The sequence below is a fragment of the Vibrio sp. B1-2 genome (genome assembly GCF_963888445.1).
Lineage (GTDB): Bacteria > Pseudomonadota > Gammaproteobacteria > Enterobacterales > Vibrionaceae > Vibrio > Vibrio anguillarum.
Map to the genome: position 1 here is coordinate 37,975 of NZ_CAWPJH010000002.1, position 25,713 is coordinate 63,687.

Genomic DNA, 25,713 nt, shown 5'->3' on the forward strand with positions numbered 1-25,713 from the left:
TAAAGTCGACGAGCGTTGGCAATCCCTCTTTAACCGTTTGTTATGCTTATTTTTTGAGCTTCACAACTTCACCACTCAATGCAACTCCAGCCATTACGGCTCCAGCACCACATTGAAAAGTATCGTTGCTTGAAGTGAGGTTATTTTTGTAATTTGATTTGATATTAACTACTGCATTTCCACCCTCTTTTATCGCTCTGTCTTTAAGAGCAATCATGGCGGAAAGAAAAACCCAATTGCACGCTTCTTCATCTGTTTTATTGAAAGCGTTCGTTTTTTTACTGGTTTTAAATTCACCTAATTCTTTGAGAACTTTGCCGTAACTCTGCTCGCCAAAGTAAAATGAAACTTCAGAGCCTAATTTAGATTTAGCCACTTCAGAGCTCATTGCCTTTGTAATCGAATAATTACCCACATCATCTCTAGCAAAAATGTTAGATGAGAAGAAAGCCAGTGATAAAAGAGCTAGAATTGTTAATTTTTTCATTGTGATAAATTCCAAAATAGTTTGATTGTGACTAGAGCATAACGCCCGGCTAAGGGGTTGACAACGCATAGCCGAACTCAAAAAACACACCGTAAACATTGAACTTCAATTTTGCACTAAAGCCACCACGCGTTGGCAATCCCTCTTGAGCCGTTTGTTAACTGGCTTTGCCAAGAACCCTAGCTGCACCAACATAAACCAAGCCAGCTAATTCACAATCCTTCAAAGCACGATGAGCACCTGATGAGTTAATGTGAAATCTATTTGCGACATCTGCCAACTTATAACTTGAAAGATCCCATGCTTTTTTAGCCATTTCGAAGGCACAAATGATTTTATTTTTAGGTTTGTGATCGATTAACGCAAAGCCTTTTCTAATAAACCTCATATCAAATTTCGCATTGTAGGCAACGATAGGTAGATCGCCGATGAAGTCTTTCAAAAAGACCATTTCCTCTCTTAGATCTGCACCTTCTGCATCCACCATATTTTGAGTTATCCCTGTGAGATTAGTAATCCTTGTAGGGATCGGTATGGATGCCTTTATTAAAGTGTTATAGGTAGTGTGATTTTGACCTGATAAGTCAAAAAGTATGGCCCCTATTTCAATAATTTCATCAAAATCGGCATTGAGACCTGTTGTTTCAACATCAATCACAATAAATCTCCTTGGAATAAATGGATATTCCAACAAGAAGTTTTCATACTCTTTCATAAAACTTCCCACTTAGCATATTGCCAGTTAACGCCCGGCTAAGGGGTTGGCAACGCACCACCGAACTCAAAAAACACACTGTAAACACTGAATTTCAATTTTGTACTAAAGCCACCACGCGTTGGCAATCCCTCTTGAGCCGTTTGTTAGGCCAACCAATTGACAATGATACTTTCAAAACCAAGGAACAGGGCTTTTTACAAACTTAAAACAAACTAACCGATTCATTTATAAACCAAAATTTCAAATCAGCAAAGAAACCAAAAAACTCAAATTTAACGGTTTGGAAGAAAAGTGACGAGCGTAGCATTCTCGGCGGACGTTTGGATGCTGAAGGTTATTTTGCCAATGAATTTACAGCGATAAACAACCCAACGCGATCAAGAAACAACAAATATGTGATGGCGATTTATTGCTTAAGTTAAGCCACAAAACATGGGATTTACCGTTCAATTTCAACTCGTTTTAGCTGATAAAAACTCACTTTGCCTAACGCCCGGCTAAGGGGTTGACAACGCACCACCGAACTCAAAAAACACACTGTAAACACTAAACTCCAATTTTGTACTAAAGTCGCCACGCGTTGGCAATCCCTCTTGAGCCGTTTGTTAGGCTATTAATCCACCAATTCAATACCTAAGCTTTCTAATAAGCTCAACGCTTCATATCGTGAAAACTTAGCCTTTTTAACGTTATTTTCTAGTACGTCAATGGAGTATGCTGTTGATTCACTGAAATCAACCCCTTGCAAATTTGTTCTCATAAATAAACTGTGGCTAAAATCACTATAAATCATTATTGAACCTGCAAAGTCACCTTCACGGAAATCAACATCATGCAACTTACATTCATCCAAAACCAATTCATTTAAGGTCAGGCCAAAAAAAGACGAGTCATTTAAAATACAACGCTTAAAACTTAGCTCAAAGTCTGAATGATAAACTGGCCATGTCGCTTTCGTCCAATCAACGCCAACTAACTTACTGTCTTGAAATTTAAGCTCAAAGAGCTTTGAGTTTGTAAAATCCACCAAACTCAAATTACAGCGTTCAAATGTGCAGTTTGTGAACTTACATTTCTGGAACTTAACCGCTGAAAAATCGCAGTCGGAGAATTGGCAATCTTCAAACTCGACGTCGCTATATTTCTCATCAGGTGAGGAAAGCTTCTCAAAAGAAACGTCGAAATATTGCTCATTATTTTTTAAATCTGTCATCGTATCCTCTGAATAGCCTAACGCCCGGCTAAGGGGTTGACGACGCCTCACCGAACTCAAAAAAACACACTGTAAACACTAAACTTCAATTTTGCACTAAAGTCGCCAAGCGTTGGCAATCCCTCTTGAGCCGTTTGTTAGGCCAACCGATTGACAATGATACTTTCAAAACCAAAGAACGAACTTTTTTGTAAACTTGAAACAAACTAACCGATTCATTTATAAACCAAAAACCTAAGTCAGCAAAGAAACCAAAAAACTAAAATTGAGCGATTTGGAAGAAAAGTGACGAGCGTAGCATGCTCGGCGGACGTTTGGATGCTGAAGGTTATTTTGCCGCTAAATTCACAACGAAAAGCAATGCAACACGATCAAGAAACAACAAATATGTGATGACGATTTATTGCTTAAGTCCAGCCACAAAACATGGAATTTACCGTTCAACTCTAACTCGATTTAGCTGATAAAAGCTCACCTTGCCTAACGCCCGGCTAAGGGGTTGACAACGCACCGCCGAACTCAAAAAACACACTGTAAACACTGAACTTGAATTTTGAACTAAAGCCGCCACGCGTTGGCAATCCCTCTTGAGCCGTTTGTTAGTTTTTGTGCTGCAATAAGAACTGCTCTAACATTTTACCCACCAATTCCGGTGATTCTTGATGCGACGAATGTGCTGTCAATGGAATATTGGCAAAACTACAACCTACAATTTTCGACTTTAAAGCCGCTGCCTCATCCAACGAAAACAAGAAGTCATTATCACCTCGCATTACTAATGTCGGGCAACGGATTTTTTCAACTAACTCATGTGGGTAGCCAGATTCTGTTGTGTCAAGCCAGACTGCTTTTACAGCGTCTACGAGTTTAGGGAAATCTGGTTTAGGATTTGACGCCTCATATAAAGCAACATCATCGGCAAACCTTGATGACCAAAATTCAGCAGTCAAACCACTTAGTAATTCAACCGATGGATCATCCGCCTCTAATCGCCACTGCGAGCCCAGTGTCACCAAACAAGATACCCTTTCCGGCTCTTGTATTGCTAACCGATAACTTACGATACCACCGTCACTAAAACCAAAAATCGAATATTTCTCAATACCCAAATAGCTAAGAACATGCTGAACGTCTTGTTGATATTGCATGTAATTAAGTGGACGATTGCCTAAAAGGGACTTTCCGTGACCACGGAAATCTATACTTATCAATTGATAGTCAGCAGCAACATATTTATGAATTGAACTTAACTCATTCAACGAACCAAGACCGCCATGAAGCATCAATAATGGCTTGCCGTCATGATTACCTGAAAGCTCGTAATAAATCTCGGAGCCACTAACACTTACATAACCATTTTTATTTTTCATTTTATCGACCAACTACGTTTGTATTGATTTGACCAGAAAAAACTAACGCCCAATTAAGGGGTGAGCAACGCTACCACCCAACCTAACGCATTGTACCGTAACCACTAAAGTTGAAGTAGAAGCAAAAATGCCAAGCGTTGGGAATCCCTCTTAAATTGTTTGTTATGAGCGAGGTTAAGAGTGCGCTTTAACGTACTTTTTAACCTTTTTCATAGCCATTTGACGCTTAAGTGGAGAAAGGTAATCAATAAACAAGTTACCCGATAAATGATCGATTTCGTGCTGCATTACGATTGCTAAAAATTCATCACTTTCAATGGTAATTGGCTTACCTTCGCGATCTAAAGCAGACACGACAACTGAAGTAAAACGCTCTACGTCTGCATAGTAGTCAGGAACTGATAAACAACCTTCTTGACCCAATGCTTTATCTGAACCACTAATCACTTCCGGATTGACCAGAATTAACGGTTCATCTCGACTTTCTGATAGATCGATAATAACAACCGCCTCTTTACGACCTACTTGAGTTGACGCCAAACCGATACCATTGTCGGTCGCATATAATGTATCCAACATATCGTCAATCAATGTTTGTACTGTCGATATGTCCTGCACCTTTACAGCTTTAATCTTAAGCCTTGGATCTGGTGCAGTTAGAATGTCTAAAACTGCCATATTTACCTTTCAATTCTTGGAAGCTCATAACGCCCGGCTAAGGGGTTGACAACGCACCACCGAACTTAAAAAACACACTGTAAACTCTGAATTTCAATTTTGCACTAAAACCGCCAAGCGTTGGCAATCCCTCTTGAGCCGTTTGTTAGGCCAACTGATTGACACCGACACTTTCACAACCAAAGAACGAGCTTTTTTGTAAACTTGAAACAAACTAACCGATTCATTTATAAACCAAAATGCTGAATCAGCAAAGAAACAAAAAACTCAAATTGAGCGATTTGGAAGAAAAGTGATGAGCGTAGCATGCTCGGCGGGCGTTTGGATACTGAAGGTTATTTTGCCGCTGAATTCACAACGCTAAACAACCCAACGCGATCAAGAAACAACAAATATGTGATGATTGTTTATTGCTTAAGTTCAACCAGCAGAACATGGAATTTATCGTTCAATTTCAACTTGATTTAGCTGATAAAAACTCACTTTGCCTAACGCCCGGCTAAGGGGTTGACAACGCACCACCGAACTTAAAAAGCACACCGTAAACACTGAACTTCAATTTTGCACTAAAGTCGCCACGCGTTGGCAATCCCTCTTGAGCCGTTTGTTATATGTTTGGATGAGAAACCTAGCTAGATCTTGAATGCAATGCATTGAATTACACAGTTATCAACACATTGCATGCGGACGGTATAAAATGCAGCTTATTTATAAAAAGCTTCAACTTCACCTTTTAACTTAATCAGCATCGGCTGGCCAAAACGATCTTTAGCTTTCGGTGACGGAATTTTCACCCACCCTTCACTAATGCAGTATTCTTCAACATCAGTACGCTCTTTACCATTTAGACGAATGCCAATGTGATGTTCAAAGCACTCCGCTACATAGTGTGGGCTGCGAGGATTACCAGCAAGGTGATCCGGCAAAGCGGGTTTAGCTGTAGTGTCGTTCATATTCATAACCTAAAATATGTAAAAAAGTGCGCTATTGTAGACAATACAAGCCAACCGCTCAACATAGTAAAGATGCTATTTCATATGCGGTATAGAACGCAGAACTAGATGGGCATATAACGCCCGGCTAAGGGGTTGACAACGCACCGCCGAACTTAAAAAACACACTTAAACACTGAACTTCAATTTTGTACTAAAGTCGCCAAGCGTTGGCAATCCCTCTTGAGCCGTTTGTTATGCAAATTCAATAAGATAAACTGACTTTACTCGATCAAAAGCCACAATTGCAATGGGTGAGTGATTCAAGAACCAACCCAAGCCAGAGCCGTGATAAATGAGCCGCCAAAACAAAGTCCACCTTTCAGCAACAAACCAAGCTTTTGGATCAGATAAACTCAACAAGCAAAGCATTCAGCAAGCTAGAAGCCATCGGTTAACTTGCGCTTTCCACACTTTGCGCCCGCAAAATTCAAAACGCGCCAACGCCAAAAACTGATTGAGGCAAACAAAGAAACTTGCCTGTTTTACGGTTTGAGTTAACCACGAATTTGAGGGTGAAAGTGCTCATTTGCCGACAACACAAAACGAATGGCCGGAGAAGTCCCAAAAGATTGAACCCTTAAATTTACCTGAGTTGCATAACGCCCGGTTAAGGGGCTGACAACGCAAAAACACTAAACCTAAAATAACAACCGTAATCACAAAAGCCGATTTGAACAAAAACCGCCACGCGTTGGCAGTCCCTCTTGAACCGTTTGTTATGTTTATTTAGCCTAAGATTTCAGGCACTTAATTGCGTCACTTACCGTCTCAAATTGAATTTTTGTCAAACAAACTTCAGCTCGACAAAACTCGTGACATTGAATCAATCTTGATGCATCTTCTGCTGAAATCTGGACTGAGTTTCCAACCAAGTTAACCGCTGTTGAAGCATCTGAAACCAATGAATATACAAAACCCTCAGAATCGATTACTCGATCATCTGAGCTAAAAATCAGCCCCACACATTCGCAGTTCAAGTCAGTTTCTGAGCCCAAATAAATGAGCTCATCGTCACCATCCAATTTAAGGACACAAGGCCAATTGACCATGAATTTCTCCAATAAACATAACGCCCTGTTAAGGTGTGAGCAACGCAACGCCGAAGTCTCCGCATACCACCTTAATCACTTAAACCGACGCATAGCAAAAGTGCCACGCGTTGCGAATCACTCTTAAACAGTTTGTTATGTGGCTGGTATATAGACTTTATTAAAGTAGGCGTTCAGCTCTCCTTCGATATAGGCAACTGAATCATCAACTCTTCTTAGCAAGTTATCCATATCGTTATACCCTTTAGCTCTTCGGTACTTCATTATATCTTCAGTTTTCTGGTCTACGAACTTCCAGTATGGATAACCATACAGCTCATCCTCCCTAGTGACCGCCAATAATTTCATGTTTGAGCCTTGGCTGAAAACCCAATGAATATCTTTGCAAATGTTGAAAAGTTTATGGTCATTCGTACCGACCCAGTTATCTATCATAAACTCACGACCATCGATGCTAAGTGTCACTCCAAGATCTTCCGCATAGTTCGAGCCACAGAGCCAATGAATATCCATTGCCGCATCGAAAGCTAACCATTTACACTTATCAAGTTCTGAGCCTACCTTTGCAAAGTTCTTCTTAATATCCCTTCTTCGTTGTTGCACTGATTCAGGGAGTTGATTAATCTCATTAGAAGTAGGAGACCAAAAGCAGTACTTGGCAATTTCCATATCAAATGCACTCAATACATCTAGCATGGTAATCATGCTATAGATATATAGCTCAAATTGCTCCTCTGGGGATTTGTCTGCATGATTTAGTTTGATATTTTGAACTTGCAGCATGGTAATATATGAAGTCCCATAAACGCATCTTGCGCCATCCGGGAGTTTTCTAAACTCTACTTTTCTATCAATGGAAGACTCATCAAAACTTCTAAATGTTGCCTCTTTATCGTCCTTATGGCTAGGCCAAAACTTTTTGCAGAACAATTGATAGGCGCGCATTGATTTTGCTACATGTTTGTCAGGCATCTCATTAACGCCCATAGCGGTAAGACTAATAAAAGGAGCGACTTCAAGAATCTTAGCTAATGGCAATAACCCAACTCGCTCTACATCCTTTATTGTAGAATCTTCTTGCAGCATCTCCATTCGTTGTAATGAGCAGTTATCTAGATTTATTTGGACAACCTTACCCTGCATGAAACACTCTAAGGCATATTCCGGAGTAAGCTCCCTATGGCCTTCATCTGTTCTTCTGCAAGGTTTAATAAACTGTATATCTTTATTCTTCGCCATTTTGTCCTCACTTGCCGAATGCCACATAACGCCCGGTTAAGGGGCTGACAACGCAAACCACTGAACTCCAAATAACCACCGTAATCACAAAGGCCGATTTGAACACAAACCGCCACGCGTTGGCAGTCCCTCTTTAACCGTTTGTTATGGCTAACAACTCTCTGATTTATCGAACAAAACTTTCAAGGTAAATCTGACCTTTCATCTCGACATTCATAAGAGCCCATTTCAAACTCTCGACAAATCCAAGGTCGATTCTCATAAATCGTGCACATGAATGTTTCTCGGTCTAAAGCTGAGCACCAACCATCCGCCAAACGTAGCATGGTTTCCCCACCCCATTGGTCGAAAGCAATGTGTTGCTCTGGCACACCGGTATCTGTAATGATCATGACCTCTAAACGACAGCAACAAGCCTGACAGTTTGAGCAAGAAATTTCCGTACTAGATACATTTTTAATTGGAATTGTCATCGTGTTCTTCAAATCAGTGTAATCACAGAATGGTACTCCAATTTGAACCAATTTATCGACATTCGTGACCAACTCAATTTGGGAGCCATAACGCCGCATTAAGGTGTGAGCAACGCTACCACGAAACCTAACCATACCACCGTAAACACGGAACCCAACGATGGAATGAAAAATGCCAAGCGTTGAGAATCACTCTTAAATGCCTTGTTATACAGATAATTAGTCGTATACAGCCTCGGCTTTTTCTGCGCTACTAAAAATAATTGCCTCCCAAGCAGCACGAGTGCAAGACCAAAATGAATACCCTAATAAAAACAAACATACAACTAGCATTGAATAAATATCTAGGGATTCGAAATGGTTAAAATACACGACATCGCCGAAAAACTGTTGAACATACACACCTTTTAAAATCGACGCAGATGTTGTCATCGCCAAACCATAAGTAATTGCAGCAAAAGCTGAATCAGCAAAAATACCAAATTGCTTATATATAAGCCCTGCATACTCGGCATTCGAGCTCTTAGCTGATAGATAATGCAATACGAAACAGATGAAACAACCAAACCAAATACTTATATTTAAATGCTTCCATTCTAAGACTGAGCGTATAGTGTCATTATAATATTTCTGATCAGTAATGTAGGTAACAGCTATTATGACTAAGATGATAAGGACACCGACTAGTCGAAGGTTGAATTTAGGAAACATGATGACTCCCATTAAATTCGTTTACCTTTTTAGTATCTTCATCATCGTTACTTTTCCCGAGCAAACCGCCAATTAACCCGCCAAGTAATACTCCAGGAACTCCACCCAAAACTCCAATAACTCCACCAATAGCCATGGCTGGAGCTGTCTTATTGTCAGATTCCGCCGTAACCGAATTAACAGAATAGACCTTGTCATTAACCTTTAAGCGATTAGAGCCTAACTTTTGAGCTAGTTCTATGCGCGACTTAGCCGTATTTTGAATGTATGTTTTCTTCCCTGTCTGACGATCTTTTACATAAAGACGCATCGAATTACCTCCTTTTATTTGTATAACGCCGCATTAAGTGGTGAGCGACGCTAAACACCAACGCCTCGACAAACCACTTAAAACACAAAAACTGAATTTACACTAAAACCGCCAAGCGTTGCGAATCCGTCTTAAATGCTTTGTTATGCAAATTCAATAAGATAAACCAGAAGTTACACTACATTTGATTAAGAAAACAATCTAAATATTGGTTAAGTGAACCAAGAATCAGCCAAAGCCTGAACCGTGATAAATAAACCGCCAAAACAAAGTCCACCTTTCAACGACAAACCAAACTTTTGAATGAGACAAACTCACCGAGCAAGACTTTCAGCAAATGCGAAATGATCGATTAACTTGCCCTTTCCACACTTTGCACCCGTTAAACTGACAACGCGCCAACGCTAAAACCAATTGAGGCAAACAAAGAAATTTGCCTGTTTTACGGTTTAAGTTAACCAAGAATTTGAGGGTAAAAATGCTCATTTGCCGACAACACAAAACAAATGGCCAGAGAATTCCCAAAGATTAAATCCCTAAATTTACCTGAGTTGCATAACGCCCGGCTAAGGGGTTGACAACGCACCGCCGAACTCAAAAAACCACTGTAAACACTGAACTTCAATTTTGCACTAAAGTCGCCACGCGTTGGCAATCCCTCTTGAGCCGTTTGTTATGCAAATTCAATAAGATAAACTAACTTTACTCGTTCAAAAGCCACCATTGCAATGGTTGAGTGATTCAAGAATCAACCCAAGCAAGAACTGTGATAAATCAGCCGCCAAAACAAAGTCCACCTTTCAACAACAAACCAAGCTTTTGAATGAGACAAACTCAACAAGCAAGACTTTCAGCAACTGTAAAACGCTCGATAAACTTGCCCTTTCCACACTTTGCGCCCGCTGAATTGGCAACGAACCAGCGCTAAAATTGATTGAGGCAAACAAAGAACCTTAGCTGTTTTACGGCTTGAGTGAACCACGGATTTGAGGGTAAAAGTGCTCATTTGCCGACAACACAAAACGAATGGCCGGAGAAATCCAAAAGATTGAACCCCTAAAATTACCTGAGTTGCATAACGCCCGGCTAAGGGGTTGACGACGCACCGCCGAACTCAAAAAACACACCGTAACCCCTGAACTTCAATTTTGCACTAAAGTCGCCAAGCGTTGGCAATCCCTCTTGAGCCGCTTGTTAAACGTAATTACATCAGTATATTAGAACCAATCCTTACGTCCCGTCACATATGTTTTTTCAAAATCTTCATCTGATTTAGTGAGATAAATAATAAACTCAACAAAAGCAATAACACCTATGACTATTGAAGGCAATCCAAGCAATACAAAACCAAATAAGAATGCCAGCAGCATTATTAAACCTTGTTTGGTATACCCTAAATAAAATTTATGAGCGCCTAGCGCTCCAAAGAAAAAAGCAAGCAGAGCAGCAGCAATTTTCTTTGAGGAACCTACGCTTGTAGATATCAGATAAATAGCTTTCGCTTCATCATTTTCAACAGAAAAGTCTACAGCCATTCCTGATTTAGGAAGCTGCCCTGCCTTCCATTCATTAATATTGAGTGGATAGCGAATGCCGTCTTCGCCCGAGATTAATCCAGTTCGATCCAACTCATTAAAATCGATGATGGTACCTTTCATTTACTTATGCCTCAGATAGTTAAGAATGAAGTATTCTTACCAAAGAGGATGTATATGTCTATAAATTCATACTGGTAATTAAATAAAAAATTATAACCACCGAACTATAACGACGTTTAACGCCGCATTAAGTGGTGAACAACGCGACCACCCAACCTTAAACCTTGCCACATTTAGCACTGAAGCTGACCTAAGCTGAAATTGCCAAGCGTTGAGAATCCGTCTTAAATGCTTTGTTATAAAAATTTTAACGCGATCGCAGCACTAATTCTAACCCTGCCAAATCACTTTTGGTAACTGAACTAACAAATTCTTCTCGCCTATCGCCATGGATACATCCGATAACATATGTAGTTATATATTCATCAATAGGCATATTTTTAATGTCGCCATCTAGCAAAAAACAAACTGTAGGAATACCTCCTGATTTCTCAGGCATCTCAAACACAACCCAATCACTTGAATGCCTATCCATCTTTTCACATTGTTCATTCAGACGTTGTGCTTCTCGCTTAGACAAATTCGTTACGGGAGCATTTTTAGCCTGACTCAATATAGCTTTCTCTACTAACCCATCAGTGAATACTAATGAAAAATCTGCGCCGAATCGTTTCTCTGCCGACTTGGGTCCACGGTCATTCACAACAGTGCCAATAAATCGAAACTCGAGTTCTTTATCTTTGTTTAATTCCAGAGTTCCTTCTATTGCTCCCAAGAATGCATTTACATAAGCTGCTTCATGTTGGAAACGTTCTAATGGAAGCTTCCTAGACACCGCACTAATATATTCACTAATCTTTTGCTCTGGATTTTCTTCCCGTATAACCGAAAATGGCATATTTACTCCTTTTTTATAACGCCCGGCTAAGGGGTTGATAACGCATAGCCGAACTCAAAAAACACACCGTAAACACTGAACTTCAATTTTGCACTAAAGTCGCCACGCGTTGGCAATCCCTCTTGAGCCGTTTGTTAGCTGCTGCACTTTAGCCGGAGATTTGCTACCCAACGGCCTAATTTAAAACACATTATTGTTTTCAAGCAGCAAAGTAAAACGGACAACTGAGAAACTAAAACCTAATCCACGAAACGCACTTGGCAAAGAAGAAATAACAGCAAAACTTGACGAGTTTCTAGGGCTTAAATTTACAAAGAATCCTTTCGAAGAAGCCAACAACCAAGTGCGCGAAATCAACTTAAGCGTGAAAGAGCTTCAAAACCAAAGAAGCCACGCCAAAGAAATAAACAAACACACCACTTCCCGTAAACAGGCTTCGGTTAGCTCAAGCACTTCACGAACAGTGCCACTGGCGAGATACGCGGAAAAGTGCTGACTTTCAGGTGTAAAGCTAGAGCATCTGACTAAGAAAAATAAGCGCTTAATTTTATGATTTTTCTTAACCCCAGCTAACGCCGCGTTAAGTAGTGAGCAACATTGCCACCTAACTTAAACCATTGTGCCGTAAACACTAAATTCAAAGCAAACCAAAAATGCCGAGCGTTGCGAATCTGCCTTAAACGCTTTGTTAGTTGCCATTCTAAACCTTTGATTTCCAGTTTATTTCCACTTTGCCAACGCCGTTTTTCAGCACTTTGAAAAACTCAATTCAGGCGCAGTTTCAAAGCGACTGCCACTGAAACCACTTGGAACTTACAACGCCGCAGAAAACTGGCTAAAAGCACCAAAAAAATCTTTTGGAAAGACAATGCCACAAAGCTGACTTTCAACAAGTACATTTGCGTCTGAAACGGCAAAACAAAACAAAACCACAACACTAAAAATCGAACACAATTTCAGCAAACCACACTCAGCTACAAAAAGGAGTAAAATTGCACGATACATTAGCCCTAAACATTCTGATTTAGCTGCATTTTTACCGCTGGCAACTAACGCCCGGCTAAGGGGTTGACAACGCATAGCTGAACTCAAAAAATACACTGTAAACGCTGAACTTCAATTTTGCACTAAAGTCGCCACGCGTTGGCAATCCCTCTTGAGCCGTTTGTTATATTTCGTTTTCTTCTACAGGTGAGATACCTAAGTTCACTACAATTTCTTTTGTCGCAGGAACAGCTCGATTTTCACTGGGGAAATGCCAAATGTTGAAATCTTTATTGGGAAAGGTATCGTAATGCAATTTGTCCCAACCCAACATTGCTGCCATTTTTACAAATGCAGCTTCTTTTGCACGTGAAAAGGTTAAACTCGGATTTAGAAATTTCATGTAACCCGAATTAACTGCACCAGTCAGAATATCAACCACCTGCAGTCCACAATGTACCTTTGAATCATGCATTGCCACACTTTTAATAGTCTTATTTGCCCCTATTTGAGAAAGCATATTATTAGCAACAATACCTATAACCTCATCATGCTTTTTGTACTTATCACACTTTTGGTCAATCAAAACTGTTAGTTCTGAGCCAACATGTTTTGCGGTATTTTTGAGCAAATAAGTATATGTTTGGTAAAAAGCTCTTTCGCGGTCTGTTCGCCAGTTTTTGTAAATTGATTTGTCGACGATTATTGAATGAAAACAGCATGAACTACGCAAAACCATTGAAAGTAGATCAACACAAATATTTGCTTGCCCAGAGCTATTCTTGATTTTTGACCACTTAAGTTCACCGACAATGCCTCGCTTGGTTTTGAGTTTTAGTACATAGTCATTGAACTCGCTAATTTTATCTTTAGGAACACACAACAGACTGATGGAATAACAGCGATCACTACCTGTAGTGCCACTTTCATCTCCAAACACTAAAAAGTCCATCGATCCTCCTTAGAAATATAACGCCCGGCTAAGGGGTTGACAACGCATCGCCGAACTTAAAAAACACACTGTAAACACTGAGCTTCAATTTTGCACTAAAACCGCCAAGCGTTGGCAATCCCTCTTGAGCCGTTTGTTAGGCCAACAGATTGACAACGACACTTTCAAAACTAAAGAACGAGCTTGTTTGTAGACTTGAAACAAAGTAACCATTAATTTATAAAACAAAACTCTAACTCAGAAAAGAAACAAAAAACTCAAATTTAGCAGTTTGGAAGAAAAGTGACGAGCGTAGCATGCTCGGCGGACGTTTGGATGCTGAAGGTTATTTTGCCGATGAATTTACAGCGCTAAGCAACCCAACGCGATCAAGAAACAACAAATATGTGATGATTATTTATTGCTTAACTTAAGCTAGAAAACATGGCATTTACCGTTCAACTCAAACTCGACTTAGCTGATAAAAACTCACTTTGCCTAACGCCCAATTAAGGTGTGAAGCACGCGACCACGACACTAAATTTGAACACCTTACTCACTAAACTAAGCTCAAACCGAAAATACCAAGCGTGCTGAATCACTCTTAAATTGTTTGTTAGCTGATTTTAGCATCTCTATTTAGGCTCACTTTTCTCCCTTTCCCACTCAACACCTAAGCCTTTAAATTTTTGTACATATGGCATTAGCAATAATGCGATTGAACCACCAACAAGCGCTAACCTCTCCGTGCTTAAAAGCTTTATACCATACAACTCCAAGACAAAATCTGCGATTACAATAAAAAATGATACAGAAGCCAATATGTTGGTAGTAGTCTTAAACGAGTTAGCTACCTTATTTGTTTTATTTTCTAAACTCCCTTTCCTCTCTATAGATGATTGATTGCAAAAAGCATCATACGTAGGAAAAAGAGAAGGGTCTATTTTACTGAGCTCGTGATTCTCATCAAAACCATATATTTCTATATCACTGCTATCTGGCGGTAGAGCAACAACATAAATAGGAATATGCTCTCTGTTTATAGCTTTTCGATATAGATCAAGGTTTTTATATAAAAGGCTACCGGCACCAGACACATGGCAGTCTTTAACCTCGATGGCTCCTATCACCTCTTTTTGTTTTGGTTCAATGATCAGAAAGTCAGGTCTATAATGCCTCCTTGGTGCTTCAACAACTATCCATTCAGGATCGTATATAACTGATTCCGAGGGAAACTTGGCTTGCTTAAGAAACTCTGAAAAAAGTTTCTCTCCTACTGATTTGTTTTTATCCATTTCGTCCACAATACTTGATTAATCAGCTAACGCCCGGTTAAGGGGCTGACAACGCAAAAACACTGGGCTCAAAATAACAACCGTAATCACAAAGGCCGATTTGAATAAAATCCGCCACGCGTTGGCAGTCCCTCTTTAACCGTTTGTTATGTGAATTGTTCACTGTAACTCGTTGTTTTTATTAAATCGTCTAACTTTAGTGCGCATATTTTTCATTGGTGATGATGTATTGAACTGAATCATTCGACCCAACGTCCACTTTTCATACCATACCGTTTCATACAATTCTTCATTGTCTAAGCTTGAAACTAGATAGATAAGCTCGTTAATGGTTAAGTCCAACTCCTTGAGTAAGTCTTCGTATTTCCAGTCACTGTACTGATCGTGAAAACTGACTGCCAATAAACCAAGTTGATTCCATTTATAACCAGTATCAGGGAAATCTACTGGTAAACCTTGAGACTTCAAACTATGCCATTTCAAGACCAACTTTCCCCAACCCACAAGATAAGCTACAGTGTCACAAATGCTAATTTGTGTTCCTTTTACATTACCTTCAATTTCACACTTACGTGATAATGATTCTGGAACAATCCGATAATCGTCCACAAGTTTGGGAAATATCGAGTTGATGGCGACGAGTAACTCATCTTTTGATTGTGGAACTGATGACATAGTTTCCTCCATTCACATAACGCCCGGCTAAGGGGTTGACAACGCACCGCCGGACTTAAAAAACACACTGTAAACTCTGAATTTCAATTTTGCACTAAAACCGCCAAGCGTTGGCAATCCCTCTTGAGCCGTTTGTTATGCAAATTCAATGAGATAAACTGAATGTACACGACCAAAAGCCACCATTGCAATGGTTGAGTGATTCAAGAACCAACTCAAGCCAGAACTGTAATAAATAAGCCGCCAAAACAAAGCCCACCTTTCAACAACAAACCAAGCTTTTGGAACAGACAAGTTCAACGGGCGAAAAATTCAGCAAGTGCAAAACGATCGATAAACTTGCACTTTCCACACTTTGCGCACGCTAAATTCACAACAAACCAGCACCAAAACTGATTGAGGCAAACAAAGAACTTTGCCTGTTTTACGGCTTGAGTTAACCACGAATTTTAGGGTAAAAATGCTCATTTGCCGACAACACCAAACGAATGGCCGGAGAAATCCAAAAGATTGAACCCCTAAATTTACCTGAGTTGCATAACGCCGCGTTAAGGGGCGCAGGCACGCAATACAAAAGTTGCTGCATAGCACCTTAACCACTAAACCCAACGCAAATTGAAAATACCACGCGTGCCAAGTCCCGCTTTAACGCTTTGTTATGCTTAAGCTTCAATAACTTACGTTTTACCTGAACCAAGATTAACTCGACTTTGATTCATAAACAAAAAACAAAACGTAGAAAACCGAAATGACTCATAATTTTGAAAAACAGACTTTGAACTTTGGCTGTCAAAACTCAAAAATCTAAGATCAAATTGCTGATTGAACCAACCGCCCTAACTTCCGCTTGCCCGAGAATTGATTGAGGCAACGCTCTGAATTTTCAGCGCCAAAGAATAAGTGTCCGGAAAACAGCGCCCACTGAAGCCAACTTGCCGATAAACACAAAAACAATCAGCCGAGGGAACAAAGAAAAACCATAAACCACTGATTTTGAGTGATTAAGCATAACGCCCGGCTAAGGGGTTGACAACGCACCGCCGAACTCAAAAAACACACTTAAACACTGAACTGCAATTTTGCACTAAAGTCGCCACGCGTTGGCAATCCCTCTTGAGCCGTTTGTTATAAGCAAATAAAACCTTGATTTAATTGATGTTCAACTATTCAGAACTAGACAAAACCCATGCACTATTATGAGCTTCAAAACCAATTTTCGGATAATAACCTTGCGCTTTCGGCGCTGACAGTAAAACCAATTTACAGCTTTGGCTCAACTCTTCTTTAGTCACTAAGATCAGATATTTACCTATACCATTGGATTGAACGCTTTCATCAACGGCTAAATCAGACAGATAGCAACAATAATGAAAATCTGTCACTGAGCGAGCCACACCGACAAGTTGACCGTTCAGCCATGCGGACACAATTAAATTAGAGTTGTCGAGCATACCCTGAATAGTTGACTCATTATCCAAAGGACGACGCTCACCCAATGAAGTTTTCTTCAGTAAACTCACGAATTGTTCAACTGAGATTGGATGGTTTACTTTGTACTCGATTTCCATTTTTCATCCTCTGGGGCTGAATTTGCTTATAACGCCCGCTTAAGGGGCAGACAACGCCACTACCAACTTTCCGCATAACACCATAATCACAAAAACCAACGCATAATAAAAATGCCACGCGTTGGCTGTCCCTCTTGAAGCGTTTGTTATGTGAATTTGAGCCTAGTGAGCTAACCATTTACAAGGCTCCAGGCTCATTTCGGTAAATTTTGCTGTAAACGATGATTCTGAAGGACTGCACGCATAAACTCCAAAACTGACCACTTTTTGTGTCGGCAAGGGGGGATTACATTTACCCATTTCTATCGTAGTCTCTCCCAACTGATGTAAGTGAAAGATACGCATCTGGTTAAAAACCAAGCCATCAAACGAGGATTCGATAAGAAAATCTGGCCCTCTACGACTTAAACGATACCAAATCTCTTTAGGAAGCGGGATATCGGTGGTTGCCCAATCTGAATACCCTAAATTTGTAACTACACTACCCAGCCTAGAAAATGATTGATTTTCGTACTCTATCGAAGCTTTAAACCAATTTTCATTATCGAGATAAATGATCAATCCACATTGATCAAACAGCTCTTGATAAGTAAAACTTACCTTAGCTGTAAAGGTGAAATTATCTTTTGAATCAATCAATAGTGCAGGGGCATTTTCATTACGAAATCCATAATAAGAACGTTGCCAAAAATCAGTTTTCGGCTCGGTTGTTATCGAAACAAACTCGGAAGTGACTTCACTGACTTTCGGTTCAGAAACCCACTTCCCAAAAGTAAAATTTACCATTATCAATCTCTTTGTTGTTCACAAAACCCACATATTCACATAACGCCCGCTTAAGGGGCAGCCAACGCTACTACTAACTTTCCGCATAACACCGTAATCACAAAAACCAACGCATAGTAAAAATGCCGCGCGTTGGCTGTCCCTCTTGAAGCGTTTGTTAGCCGCCTTGGATTTTGAGTGATAATTCAGAAATAGCGTTATCTCTTTTTTCCTGATTCTCAATTTGCTTTGCAAAAGACAAGCCCACTCTAGCTGTTTCTATAACTGACATATCTTTTCTCAAGTCATCTAAACGATTGTTTGTTTCTCTGTTAAAACCGAACACAATGACACTAAGAATCTCCGAAACTGCACCCACCACAACAGTAATTAACCCCTGTTCGATACCTTCTTTAAAATACAATAGTGCGACACCAGCAAAGATAATCAAAACTCCAACAATCATAAGTGTTAGCGCAATGTTAAATGCAGCTTTTGCTTGCCTCATCCTTTCAGCGGCAATTCCAGCAGTGAACATATAGGTTTCGTCTAAAGCTTCAATAGCTGCTTCATTGACTATTTTTGATTCCTGATCCCCTGCCAAGTACAGCCTTTTTGGTTCGGCTGCGGTTATTTCATCTGAACCTGAGTCATCAATGGTTTTTTTATCAAGTTTTTCCTTAAAGAGCTTAACCAATGATTCAGCTAATCCACTTGAACCAAGCGCATTAGCTAATACAGTTGTCAACAATGTTACTTCTATCGACACAGTAGATCCTCCTTTCGGCTAACGCCGCATTAAGTGGTGAGCAACGCTAAGCACCAATGCTTCGACAAACCACTTAAATCGAAAAAACTGAATTTACACTAAAACCGCCAAGCGTTGCGAATCCGTCTTAAATGCTTTGTTATGCAAATTCAATAAGATAAACCAGAAGTTACACTACATTTGATTAAGAAAACAACCAAAACATTGGTTAAGTGAACCAAGAATCAGCCAAAGCCTGAACCTTGATAAATAAGCCGCCAAAACAAAGTCCACCTTTCAACAACAAACCAAGCTTTTGAATCAGGAAGACTCAACGAGCGAAAACTTCAGCAAGTACAAAATGCTCGATAAACTTGCCTTTTCCACACTTTGTGCACGCTGATTTGACAACAAGCCAGCGCCAAAACTGATTGAGGCAAACAAAGAATCTTGCCTGTTTTACGGCTTGAGTAAACAACGAATTTGAGGGTAAAAATGCTCATTTGCCGACAATACAAAACGAATGGCCGGAAAAATCTAAAAAGATTGATCCCCTAAATTTCCCTGAGTTGCATAACGCCCGGCTAAGGGGTTGACAACGCACCGCCGAACTCAAAAAACATACTGTAAACGCTGAACTTCAATTTTGCACTAAAGCCGCCACGCGTTGACAATCCCTCTTGAGCCGTTTGTTAGGCCAACCGATTGACAACGATACTTTCAAAACCAAAGAACGAGCTTTTTTGTAAACTTGAAACCAACTAACCGATTAATTTATAAACCAAAATTCTGAATCAGCAAAGAAACAAAAAACTCAAATTGAGCGGTTTGGAAGAAAAGTGACGAGCGTAGCATGCTCGGCGGACGTTTGGATACTGAAGGTTATTTTGCCGCTGAATTCACAACGCTAAACAACCCAACGCGATCAAGAAACAACAAATATATGATGATTGTTTATTGCTTAAGTTCAACCATCAGAACATGGGATTTACCGTTCAATTTCAACTTGATTTAGCTGATAAAAACTCACTTTGCCTAACGCCGCATTAAGGTGTAAGCAACGCTACCGCAACACTTAACCAATGCGCCAGAAACACAAAACCCAACGATGACATAAAAATGTCAAGCGTTGGGAATCACTCTTAAATGCTTTGTTAAGCAACTTTTGCCATATAGTCTACTTCGCAGATAACATGACGTATATAAGCGGACGTTCAGCTGTGCCGGAGACTTGTGCTACGTAACAGTTCAAATCACGATCCATTAGTTTTCTAACCGTCTGGCAAAACAATTTATTCACATAACCTATTTTTATTTGATTGACGAACATAGCTACTGCATTACAATCAAATTCATTTTCATTCTCACAATGCAAATCTACTTTAGAACCGAGCAGGATCTCGCCTGATTCTTCAAAGCTCAAATAGTATCTTGTACCTGCAACTTCCATTAAATATTCAAATGGAATATCAGCTTCTTCTAAGTTAGGAATTAAATCGAAGCCATCACTAGGCAACTGGATACCAGTATGTGCTATAAGGTCAAAATCACTACCATTAAAATCTACTGGTAAGTGATGATTAACTAAGTATTTTGTAAAGTCACGACGAGAACGAGGTGGTAGCCTTTTCATAAAAGTTGTCATGACATCATTAGTAAATGATCCTTTATTCAAAGGAAAGGCAGGGTAACCTAAAAAACCCTGTTCTAAAGCGTCAGAGTAGTCTTGCGTTTCGGTTAAATACGAAAACTCAAAACCACTTTCTAGCTTTTTCAAAGCACCAACAAGGTATCGTTGGTTACGATCCCGATTTGACTGCCATGTCAAAAACAAAGTGTTCACATGTATTGAGTTTTCAATCATCATTTTTTACTTCTTCTTTCAGTAACTCTAGTCTCATTACGAGATTTCTTTTGATCCAGTCAAACCTTTCTTGAGTGAACGGAACTTCTATATCGATTTTGGTTAGATCTTCGATCTCTGCAAGCATACCTTTTAAATCTAGCGTATCAAGCTTTTGCTGCATATATACTTGTGTATATTTACTTGCTGCTGACATTACATCAACTAGCTCAAAATGCTTAATCCTTTGTTTGGTATTTTCTCTGTTAAACCGTAAGTGATGACAACCACGCTGTACATAAGCTTTTAAACGATTGTCATCCCAACCTTGAATTTTATCCAAGAAACGCTCGTGTCCAAGTGATGTTCCATTGTCAAAAAGTGGACTTAAACGCGACTTTTCATCACTTTGGAAAACCACTCCCCAGTTTTCTTGATGTCTATCTGTGTTACCGACCAATGCATCGAACAGCGCCATATCTGATAACCACTTGACTCGTTCGGTCACTAACCCAGATTGGATAGCAAGACCACGAATAAAAATATTCATATCAGAAAAGTTATGCTGCTTGCCTGTTTTATCATCAAAGTCAGGGATAATTCTCTTAAAGTATGAACCAGCATGAACAAATCGCTCACTATCCACATCATAAAACCATTCAATAAGTGAACCACATACAATACCGTCTTCAGTATTTTTAATCGCTGGAAAAACCTTTGGTACATCAACTTGCAAATACTTAGACACTATGTATGCTACTAACTCAGTCCAATACTGGTCTTCATAGCGATAAATTGACTCCTTAAACAAGTAAGGCCAACTAGGCTTAAGACCCTCGACTTGATTTTCAGGAGACCATAACATTTCCTTGTCTCGTGCACCGACTGGAAATATTGCATTGTGCTCATCTCCAATCCAATCTGTAACATCGATTACCTTTACCACCTCAAGCCTCTCAATATCACTAAATCAATTAAAAACCAAAATACAAACCCACCATATCACATGGATATACATACAGTTAATAGTTTTTCCTAATGAGCGTGATTAAGTTGCTTAACGCCCGGCTAAGGGGTTGACAACGCATTACCAAACTCAAAAAACACACCGTAATCACTGAACTTCAATTTTGTACTAAAGTCGCCACGCGTTGGCAATCCCTCTTGAGCCGTTTGTTATGCAAATTCAATGAGATAAACTGAATTTACACGACCAAAAGCCACAATTGCAATGGTTGAGTGATTCAAGAACCAACCCAAGTAGGAGCCGAGATAAATAAGCCGCCAAAACAAAGTCCACAGTTCAACAACAAACCAAGCTTTTGAATGAGACAAACTCAACAAGCAAGACTTTCAGCAAATGCGAAATGCTCGAAAAACTTGCCCTTTCCACACTTTGCACCTGCTAAATTCACAACACGCTAGCGCTAAAACTGATTGAGGCAAACAAAGAACCTTGCCTGTTTTACGGTTTGAGTTAACCACGAATCTGAGGGTAAAAATGCTCATTTGCCGACAAAACAAAACGAATGGCCGGAGAAATCCCAAACGATTGAGCCCCTAAATTTACCTGAGTTGCATAACGCCCGGCTAAGGGGTTGACAACGCATAGCCGAACTCAAAAAACACACAGTAAACACTGAACTTCAATTTTAAACTAAAGTCGCCACGCGTTGGCAATCCCTCTTGAGCCGTTTGTTAGCTGCCTGACGATAAAGCCTAAATTAATAGTGATAACGGCAAGAAATAATCGTGATAGCACTATCATCAACCGCATAAACTAACCTATTCGCATCGTCTATTCGTCGCGACCAAAAACCAGATAAGTTTTCTTTTAGTGGCTCAGGTTTACCTATGCCCTCGAAAGGAGAACGCTTAGCATCCGTGATGAGTTTATTTATACGTTTAAGTGTTTTCTTGTCTTGCGTCTGCCAATAAACATAATCATTCCAAGATTCATCAGTCCAAGATAATAAACGACTACTCATCGATTAAATCTCTTTGGCTCACCTTACCCGCTTTAAATTGAGCAATTGAACGATGTAAGTGCTCAGCATTTGCCGGAGAACGAAGTAAATGAACCGTTTCCATTAAGCTATTGTAATAATCCAGTGACATAACAACGGCATCTTCAGAATCACGACGTGTGATCACGGTTGTATCTGCGTCATTAACAACAGCATCCAAAACGCTCTTCAAGCTATTTCTAGCTTCTGTAAAAGATACAATTCTCATAAAACCTCCACATGTACATTTAATGAGACAAGTATATGACTAAAAAACCAACTTGTACAGCTAATGGAACATGCGAACTTGTAAGCAGCTAACGCCCGGCTAAGGGGTTGACAGCGCATCGCCGAACTCAAAAAACACACCGTAAACCCTGAACTTCAATTTTTCACTAAAGTCGCCAAGCGTTGGCAATCCCTCTTGAGCCGTTTGTTATGCTTGTGCTCAAGTAAACTGCAAAACTAGACAACCAATTAATGCGGGTAAACCTGCAATAAAGAGAACCAAGCCTGTTTGGTAGTTAGCTCGATAATGCTCAACTTGCTCTTCTTCAAAATCATGTCCCTTTACCATTTTGTATACTTTATCGGTAACCGGATCATCTAATCGTGTCGTTTTGCTGTGTATACCACCTTCCCACATTAACTTTGCTAAAAGCCAAATAACAATCACGACAAAAAACAAAAAATCAGATGGCCGCGTTGTAGCAAAAAGAGGAACATAATTAGATAAAGCGAAAACAATCAAAAAGGCCACTATATTGATTAAAAAGACTTTTCTCATCAATTCGGTCAATTTTTACTCCTAGAGCATAACGCCCGGCTAAGGGGTTGACAACGCACCACCGAACTTAAAAAACACACTGTAAACACTGAACTTCAACTTTGCACTAAAGCCGCCACGCGTTGGCTATCCCTCTTGAGCCGTTTGTTATACCGTGACCCGATGCACATTGTAGGAACTTCTTTATCAATTACCATAGTGCCGTATAATCGCGGCCAAATTACACCACAACAATCCATCAGTGAGTTGCAAATGTCCAAACTATTTTTCAAAGGTCGAATCGATGCTAGACAAAATCACGTCATTTCAGGCTACAACGTAAACCGTGATGTAAAAGCAGGCACTAACGAGGCTCCAATCAATGTTGTCGTCCCAACCGAGGCTCGTAAAGCAGAGATAGAAATATTACTTTCTGAGCACTCAATAGTGGCTGATATTGTCATTGACTCAAAGCAACCAGAGAACACTGTTGAGCTTGATACGCTATTAAACAAACCTAAAACTATTACCTATGACAAAACACCAAACCGTAATGAACCGTGTATTTGCGGAAGCGGAAAAAAGTACAAAAAGTGCTGTGCTTAAACCCTCGATAATTACGTCCAAAGCCGTCTTCTGACGGTTTTTTTATAAACTAGAACCTATACGATGTTCTGCGCGTAAGTTAAAACGGTATAACGCCAAATTAAGGTGTGAACAACGCTAACACCTTAGCTAAACCATTGTGCCATAATCACTAAACTGACTTGAAATGAGAGCGCCGAGCGTTGTGAATCACTCTTAAATTTTTTGTTATGTGGTTCTTTACAGCGGCATTAGTTCCTTCTATTTGACCTTGAATTCATTCTCAGAAATAATACATCTCTCTTTCGAAGAGTGGAGCTTATCAAGCTCATCTACAACGTTGGCTATACTCGCAGCTTTATTTTCTGGGATAATAAAACACCAAATCAAAGCAATTAACCATCCTGCCCACCACAATAAAACACCTAAAACATTTACCAAGGCGATAGGAATCTTATAAGGATGATTTTTCTTTAACGCGATAATTGATGGAAGAAATGCAAATGGGATCAATATCATGAGTATAAGCAACAACGGCCCAGTACCTAACAAAAGCTTTAACACATGCAACAACTGCCAAATCCAGTCATCTGACATAATGAAGACCTCGTAGTTAATAATGAAACTAACAAAATAACACTATGGTTAATCCGATCAATATACCCTTAATTTTGGTACGTCCAAATACCACTGGTGTACGCCACCACATAACGCCGCATTAAGTGGTGAGCGACGCTAACACTAATGCCTCGGCAAACCACTTAAAACACAAAAACTGAATTTACACTAAAAACACCAAGCGTTGCGAATCCGTCTTAAATGCTTTGTTATGCAAATTCAATAAGATAAACATAAAGTTACACTAAATTTGATTAAGAAAACAATCAAAATGTTGGTTAAGTGAGCCAAGAATCAACCCAAGCCTGAGCCGTGATAAATAAGCCGCCAAAACAAAGTACAACTTTCAGCAACAACCCAAGCTTTTGAGTCAGAAAAGCTCAACAAGCCATTCATTCAGCAAGTACAAAATGATCGATTAACTTGCCCTTTCCACACTTTGCGCCCGCTAAATTCACAACAAACCAGCACCAAAACTCATTGAGGCAAACAAAGAAACTTACCTGTTTTACGGTTTGAGTTAACCACGAATTTGAGGATAAAAAAGCTCATTTGCCGACAACACAAAACGAATGGCCAGAGAAATCCCAAAAGATTGAACCCCTAAATTTACCTGAGTTGCATAACGCCCGGCTAAGGGGTTGACAACGCATTGCCGAACTCAAAAAACACACCGTAAACACTGAACTGCAATTTTGCACTAAAACCGCCAAGCGTTGGCAATCCCTCTTGAGCCGTTTGTTATGCAAATTCAATGAGATAAACCGAATTTACACGACCAAAAACCACAATTGCAATGGTTGAGTGATTCAAGAACCAACCCAAGCCAGAGCGGTGATAAATAAGCCGCCAAAACAAAGCCCACCTTTCAGCAACCAACCAAGCTTTTGAATCAGAAAAACTCAACGAGCGAAAACTTCAGCAAGTACAAAATGCTCGATAAACTTGCCCTTTCCACACTTTGCGCTCACAAAATTCGCAACGCGCCAACGTTAAAACTGATTGAGGCAAACAAAGAACCTTGTCTGTTTTACGGCTTGAGTGAACCACGAATTTTAGGGTAAAAATGCTCATTTGCCGACAACTCAAAACGAATGGCCGGAGAAACCTAAAAAGATTGAGCCCCTAAATTTACCTGAGTTGCATAACGCCCGCTTAAGTGGTGAGCAACGCTACCACGACACTAAATT

The 25,713-nt window shown here is 39.9% G+C and carries 27 protein-coding genes; 1 reads left to right on the forward strand and 26 read right to left on the reverse strand.

Annotated features, from left to right (window positions below):
• Positions 1-46: 46 nt before the first annotated feature.
• From AACQ75_RS00860 to AACQ75_RS00980, 25 genes are all read right to left on the reverse strand, one after another.
• A complete protein-coding gene (locus AACQ75_RS00860; RefSeq protein WP_170889266.1) occupies positions 47-487 on the reverse strand; it encodes an excinuclease in 441 nt (146 codons plus the stop codon).
• A 157-nt stretch (positions 488-644) separates the two neighbouring features.
• Positions 645-1,202, reverse strand: coding sequence for a 3'-5' exonuclease (locus AACQ75_RS00865; protein ID WP_170889267.1), 558 nt, complete (start codon positions 1,200-1,202; stop codon positions 645-647).
• A gap of 616 nt (positions 1,203-1,818) precedes the next feature.
• Positions 1,819-2,418 carry a pentapeptide repeat-containing protein gene (locus AACQ75_RS00870; protein ID WP_170889268.1) on the reverse strand — a complete coding sequence of 200 codons (600 nt, stop codon included), beginning with the start codon at positions 2,416-2,418 and terminating at the stop codon, positions 1,819-1,821.
• A gap of 599 nt (positions 2,419-3,017) precedes the next feature.
• Positions 3,018-3,788 (reverse strand): alpha/beta fold hydrolase, encoded by a 771-nt coding sequence (locus AACQ75_RS00875; protein ID WP_170889269.1) that lies wholly within the window; start codon positions 3,786-3,788, stop codon positions 3,018-3,020.
• A gap of 174 nt (positions 3,789-3,962) precedes the next feature.
• Positions 3,963-4,466 carry a peptide deformylase gene (gene def, locus AACQ75_RS00880; RefSeq protein ID WP_170889270.1) on the reverse strand — a complete coding sequence of 168 codons (504 nt, stop codon included), beginning with the start codon at positions 4,464-4,466 and terminating at the stop codon, positions 3,963-3,965.
• A gap of 704 nt (positions 4,467-5,170) precedes the next feature.
• Positions 5,171-5,419 (reverse strand): DUF3297 family protein, encoded by a 249-nt coding sequence (locus AACQ75_RS00885; RefSeq protein WP_026028286.1) that lies wholly within the window; start codon positions 5,417-5,419, stop codon positions 5,171-5,173.
• 773 nt (positions 5,420-6,192) lie between these two features.
• Positions 6,193-6,510: a DUF4144 domain-containing protein gene (locus tag AACQ75_RS00890; RefSeq protein WP_249339380.1), complete on the reverse strand. Its 318-nt coding sequence runs from the start codon at positions 6,508-6,510 to the stop codon at positions 6,193-6,195.
• 135 nt (positions 6,511-6,645) lie between these two features.
• On the reverse strand, positions 6,646-7,749 hold the full coding sequence (locus AACQ75_RS00895; protein ID WP_170889272.1) for a hypothetical protein: 1,104 nt from the start codon (positions 7,747-7,749) through the stop codon (positions 6,646-6,648).
• A gap of 182 nt (positions 7,750-7,931) precedes the next feature.
• Complete coding sequence (locus AACQ75_RS00900) at positions 7,932-8,222, reverse strand: YkgJ family cysteine cluster protein (protein WP_026028227.1); 291 nt, start codon at positions 8,220-8,222, stop codon at positions 7,932-7,934.
• 219 nt (positions 8,223-8,441) lie between these two features.
• Positions 8,442-8,933, reverse strand: coding sequence for a hypothetical protein (locus AACQ75_RS00905; protein ID WP_170889273.1), 492 nt, complete (start codon positions 8,931-8,933; stop codon positions 8,442-8,444).
• Positions 8,923-9,243 carry a hypothetical protein gene (locus AACQ75_RS00910; protein WP_170889274.1) on the reverse strand — a complete coding sequence of 107 codons (321 nt, stop codon included), beginning with the start codon at positions 9,241-9,243 and terminating at the stop codon, positions 8,923-8,925. Before AACQ75_RS00910 ends, AACQ75_RS00905 begins: the two co-directional genes overlap by 11 nt.
• Positions 9,244-10,460: 1,217 nt before the next feature.
• Complete coding sequence (locus tag AACQ75_RS00915; protein WP_017046221.1) at positions 10,461-10,901, reverse strand: TM2 domain-containing protein; 441 nt, start codon at positions 10,899-10,901, stop codon at positions 10,461-10,463.
• A gap of 247 nt (positions 10,902-11,148) precedes the next feature.
• On the reverse strand, positions 11,149-11,739 hold the full coding sequence (locus tag AACQ75_RS00920) for a hypothetical protein (protein ID WP_170889275.1): 591 nt from the start codon (positions 11,737-11,739) through the stop codon (positions 11,149-11,151).
• Positions 11,740-12,552: 813 nt separating this feature from the next.
• Positions 12,553-12,831, reverse strand: a complete 279-nt coding sequence (locus AACQ75_RS00925; protein WP_170889237.1) for a hypothetical protein — start codon at positions 12,829-12,831, stop codon at positions 12,553-12,555.
• Between the two features lie 76 nt (positions 12,832-12,907).
• On the reverse strand, positions 12,908-13,675 hold the full coding sequence (locus AACQ75_RS00930) for a DUF3800 domain-containing protein (RefSeq protein WP_170889276.1): 768 nt from the start codon (positions 13,673-13,675) through the stop codon (positions 12,908-12,910).
• Between the two features lie 614 nt (positions 13,676-14,289).
• Positions 14,290-14,949: a hypothetical protein gene (locus AACQ75_RS00935; RefSeq protein ID WP_170889277.1), complete on the reverse strand. Its 660-nt coding sequence runs from the start codon at positions 14,947-14,949 to the stop codon at positions 14,290-14,292.
• A gap of 159 nt (positions 14,950-15,108) precedes the next feature.
• On the reverse strand, positions 15,109-15,624 hold the full coding sequence (locus AACQ75_RS00940; protein ID WP_170889278.1) for a ClbS/DfsB family four-helix bundle protein: 516 nt from the start codon (positions 15,622-15,624) through the stop codon (positions 15,109-15,111).
• A 1,163-nt stretch (positions 15,625-16,787) separates the two neighbouring features.
• Positions 16,788-17,192: a GNAT family N-acetyltransferase gene (locus tag AACQ75_RS00945; protein WP_170889279.1), complete on the reverse strand. Its 405-nt coding sequence runs from the start codon at positions 17,190-17,192 to the stop codon at positions 16,788-16,790.
• A 162-nt stretch (positions 17,193-17,354) separates the two neighbouring features.
• A complete protein-coding gene (locus tag AACQ75_RS00950; RefSeq protein WP_064626866.1) occupies positions 17,355-17,978 on the reverse strand; it encodes a DUF1349 domain-containing protein in 624 nt (207 codons plus the stop codon).
• 157 nt (positions 17,979-18,135) lie between these two features.
• A complete protein-coding gene (locus tag AACQ75_RS00955; RefSeq protein WP_170889280.1) occupies positions 18,136-18,726 on the reverse strand; it encodes a TRADD-N-associated membrane domain-containing protein in 591 nt (196 codons plus the stop codon).
• 1,156 nt (positions 18,727-19,882) lie between these two features.
• Positions 19,883-20,572, reverse strand: a complete 690-nt coding sequence (locus AACQ75_RS00960) for an HIRAN domain-containing protein (protein ID WP_170889281.1) — start codon at positions 20,570-20,572, stop codon at positions 19,883-19,885.
• On the reverse strand, positions 20,562-21,494 hold the full coding sequence (locus AACQ75_RS00965) for a HipA domain-containing protein (protein WP_170889282.1): 933 nt from the start codon (positions 21,492-21,494) through the stop codon (positions 20,562-20,564). The genes AACQ75_RS00960 and AACQ75_RS00965 overlap by 11 nt, the downstream gene beginning before the upstream one ends.
• 778 nt (positions 21,495-22,272) lie before the next feature.
• Positions 22,273-22,536: a Txe/YoeB family addiction module toxin gene (locus AACQ75_RS00970; RefSeq protein WP_009836584.1), complete on the reverse strand. Its 264-nt coding sequence runs from the start codon at positions 22,534-22,536 to the stop codon at positions 22,273-22,275.
• The gene (locus AACQ75_RS00975) at positions 22,529-22,783 is read right to left on the reverse strand and encodes a type II toxin-antitoxin system Phd/YefM family antitoxin (protein ID WP_009836585.1); all 255 of its coding nucleotides are present in this window, start codon (positions 22,781-22,783) and stop codon (positions 22,529-22,531) included. Before AACQ75_RS00975 ends, AACQ75_RS00970 begins: the two co-directional genes overlap by 8 nt.
• A 219-nt stretch (positions 22,784-23,002) precedes the next feature.
• On the reverse strand, positions 23,003-23,341 hold the full coding sequence (locus AACQ75_RS00980; protein WP_445285768.1) for a hypothetical protein: 339 nt from the start codon (positions 23,339-23,341) through the stop codon (positions 23,003-23,005).
• Between the two features lie 252 nt (positions 23,342-23,593).
• Between AACQ75_RS00980 and AACQ75_RS00985 the strand changes: the two genes are divergently transcribed.
• Positions 23,594-23,926, forward strand: coding sequence for a PBPRA1643 family SWIM/SEC-C metal-binding motif protein (locus AACQ75_RS00985; RefSeq protein WP_170889284.1), 333 nt, complete (start codon positions 23,594-23,596; stop codon positions 23,924-23,926).
• 240 nt (positions 23,927-24,166) lie between these two features.
• On the opposite strand, the gene AACQ75_RS00990 is transcribed toward AACQ75_RS00985, so the two are convergent.
• Positions 24,167-24,502, reverse strand: coding sequence for a superinfection immunity protein (locus tag AACQ75_RS00990; RefSeq protein ID WP_094165683.1), 336 nt, complete (start codon positions 24,500-24,502; stop codon positions 24,167-24,169).
• Between the last annotated feature and the right edge of the window lie 1,211 nt (positions 24,503-25,713).

What these genes read in the sequence shown, in the direction of transcription:
- AACQ75_RS00860 (WP_170889266.1), bottom strand. Translation starts at nt 487, where the DNA reads ATGAAAAAATTAACAATTCTAGCTCTTTTATCACTGGCTTTCTTCTCA.
- AACQ75_RS00865 (WP_170889267.1), bottom strand. Translation starts at nt 1,202, where the DNA reads ATGAAAGAGTATGAAAACTTCTTGTTGGAATATCCATTTATTCCAAGG.
- AACQ75_RS00870 (WP_170889268.1), bottom strand. Translation starts at nt 2,418, where the DNA reads ATGACAGATTTAAAAAATAATGAGCAATATTTCGACGTTTCTTTTGAG.
- AACQ75_RS00875 (WP_170889269.1), bottom strand. Translation starts at nt 3,788, where the DNA reads ATGAAAAATAAAAATGGTTATGTAAGTGTTAGTGGCTCCGAGATTTAT.
- def (WP_170889270.1), bottom strand. Translation starts at nt 4,466, where the DNA reads ATGGCAGTTTTAGACATTCTAACTGCACCAGATCCAAGGCTTAAGATT.
- AACQ75_RS00885 (WP_026028286.1), bottom strand. Translation starts at nt 5,419, where the DNA reads ATGAACGACACTACAGCTAAACCCGCTTTGCCGGATCACCTTGCTGGT.
- AACQ75_RS00890 (WP_249339380.1), bottom strand. Translation starts at nt 6,510, where the DNA reads ATGGTCAATTGGCCTTGTGTCCTTAAATTGGATGGTGACGATGAGCTC.
- AACQ75_RS00895 (WP_170889272.1), bottom strand. Translation starts at nt 7,749, where the DNA reads ATGGCGAAGAATAAAGATATACAGTTTATTAAACCTTGCAGAAGAACA.
- AACQ75_RS00900 (WP_026028227.1), bottom strand. Translation starts at nt 8,222, where the DNA reads ATGACAATTCCAATTAAAAATGTATCTAGTACGGAAATTTCTTGCTCA.
- AACQ75_RS00905 (WP_170889273.1), bottom strand. Translation starts at nt 8,933, where the DNA reads ATGTTTCCTAAATTCAACCTTCGACTAGTCGGTGTCCTTATCATCTTA.
- AACQ75_RS00910 (WP_170889274.1), bottom strand. Translation starts at nt 9,243, where the DNA reads ATGCGTCTTTATGTAAAAGATCGTCAGACAGGGAAGAAAACATACATT.
- AACQ75_RS00915 (WP_017046221.1), bottom strand. Translation starts at nt 10,901, where the DNA reads ATGAAAGGTACCATCATCGATTTTAATGAGTTGGATCGAACTGGATTA.
- AACQ75_RS00920 (WP_170889275.1), bottom strand. Translation starts at nt 11,739, where the DNA reads ATGCCATTTTCGGTTATACGGGAAGAAAATCCAGAGCAAAAGATTAGT.
- AACQ75_RS00930 (WP_170889276.1), bottom strand. Translation starts at nt 13,675, where the DNA reads ATGGACTTTTTAGTGTTTGGAGATGAAAGTGGCACTACAGGTAGTGAT.
- AACQ75_RS00935 (WP_170889277.1), bottom strand. Translation starts at nt 14,949, where the DNA reads ATGGATAAAAACAAATCAGTAGGAGAGAAACTTTTTTCAGAGTTTCTT.
- AACQ75_RS00940 (WP_170889278.1), bottom strand. Translation starts at nt 15,624, where the DNA reads ATGTCATCAGTTCCACAATCAAAAGATGAGTTACTCGTCGCCATCAAC.
- AACQ75_RS00945 (WP_170889279.1), bottom strand. Translation starts at nt 17,192, where the DNA reads ATGGAAATCGAGTACAAAGTAAACCATCCAATCTCAGTTGAACAATTC.
- AACQ75_RS00950 (WP_064626866.1), bottom strand. Translation starts at nt 17,978, where the DNA reads ATGGTAAATTTTACTTTTGGGAAGTGGGTTTCTGAACCGAAAGTCAGT.
- AACQ75_RS00960 (WP_170889281.1), bottom strand. Translation starts at nt 20,572, where the DNA reads ATGATGATTGAAAACTCAATACATGTGAACACTTTGTTTTTGACATGG.
- AACQ75_RS00970 (WP_009836584.1), bottom strand. Translation starts at nt 22,536, where the DNA reads ATGAGTAGTCGTTTATTATCTTGGACTGATGAATCTTGGAATGATTAT.
- AACQ75_RS00975 (WP_009836585.1), bottom strand. Translation starts at nt 22,783, where the DNA reads ATGAGAATTGTATCTTTTACAGAAGCTAGAAATAGCTTGAAGAGCGTT.
- AACQ75_RS00980 (WP_445285768.1), bottom strand. Translation starts at nt 23,341, where the DNA reads ATGAGAAAAGTCTTTTTAATCAATATAGTGGCCTTTTTGATTGTTTTC.
- AACQ75_RS00985 (WP_170889284.1), top strand. Translation starts at nt 23,594, where the DNA reads ATGTCCAAACTATTTTTCAAAGGTCGAATCGATGCTAGACAAAATCAC.
- AACQ75_RS00990 (WP_094165683.1), bottom strand. Translation starts at nt 24,502, where the DNA reads ATGTCAGATGACTGGATTTGGCAGTTGTTGCATGTGTTAAAGCTTTTG.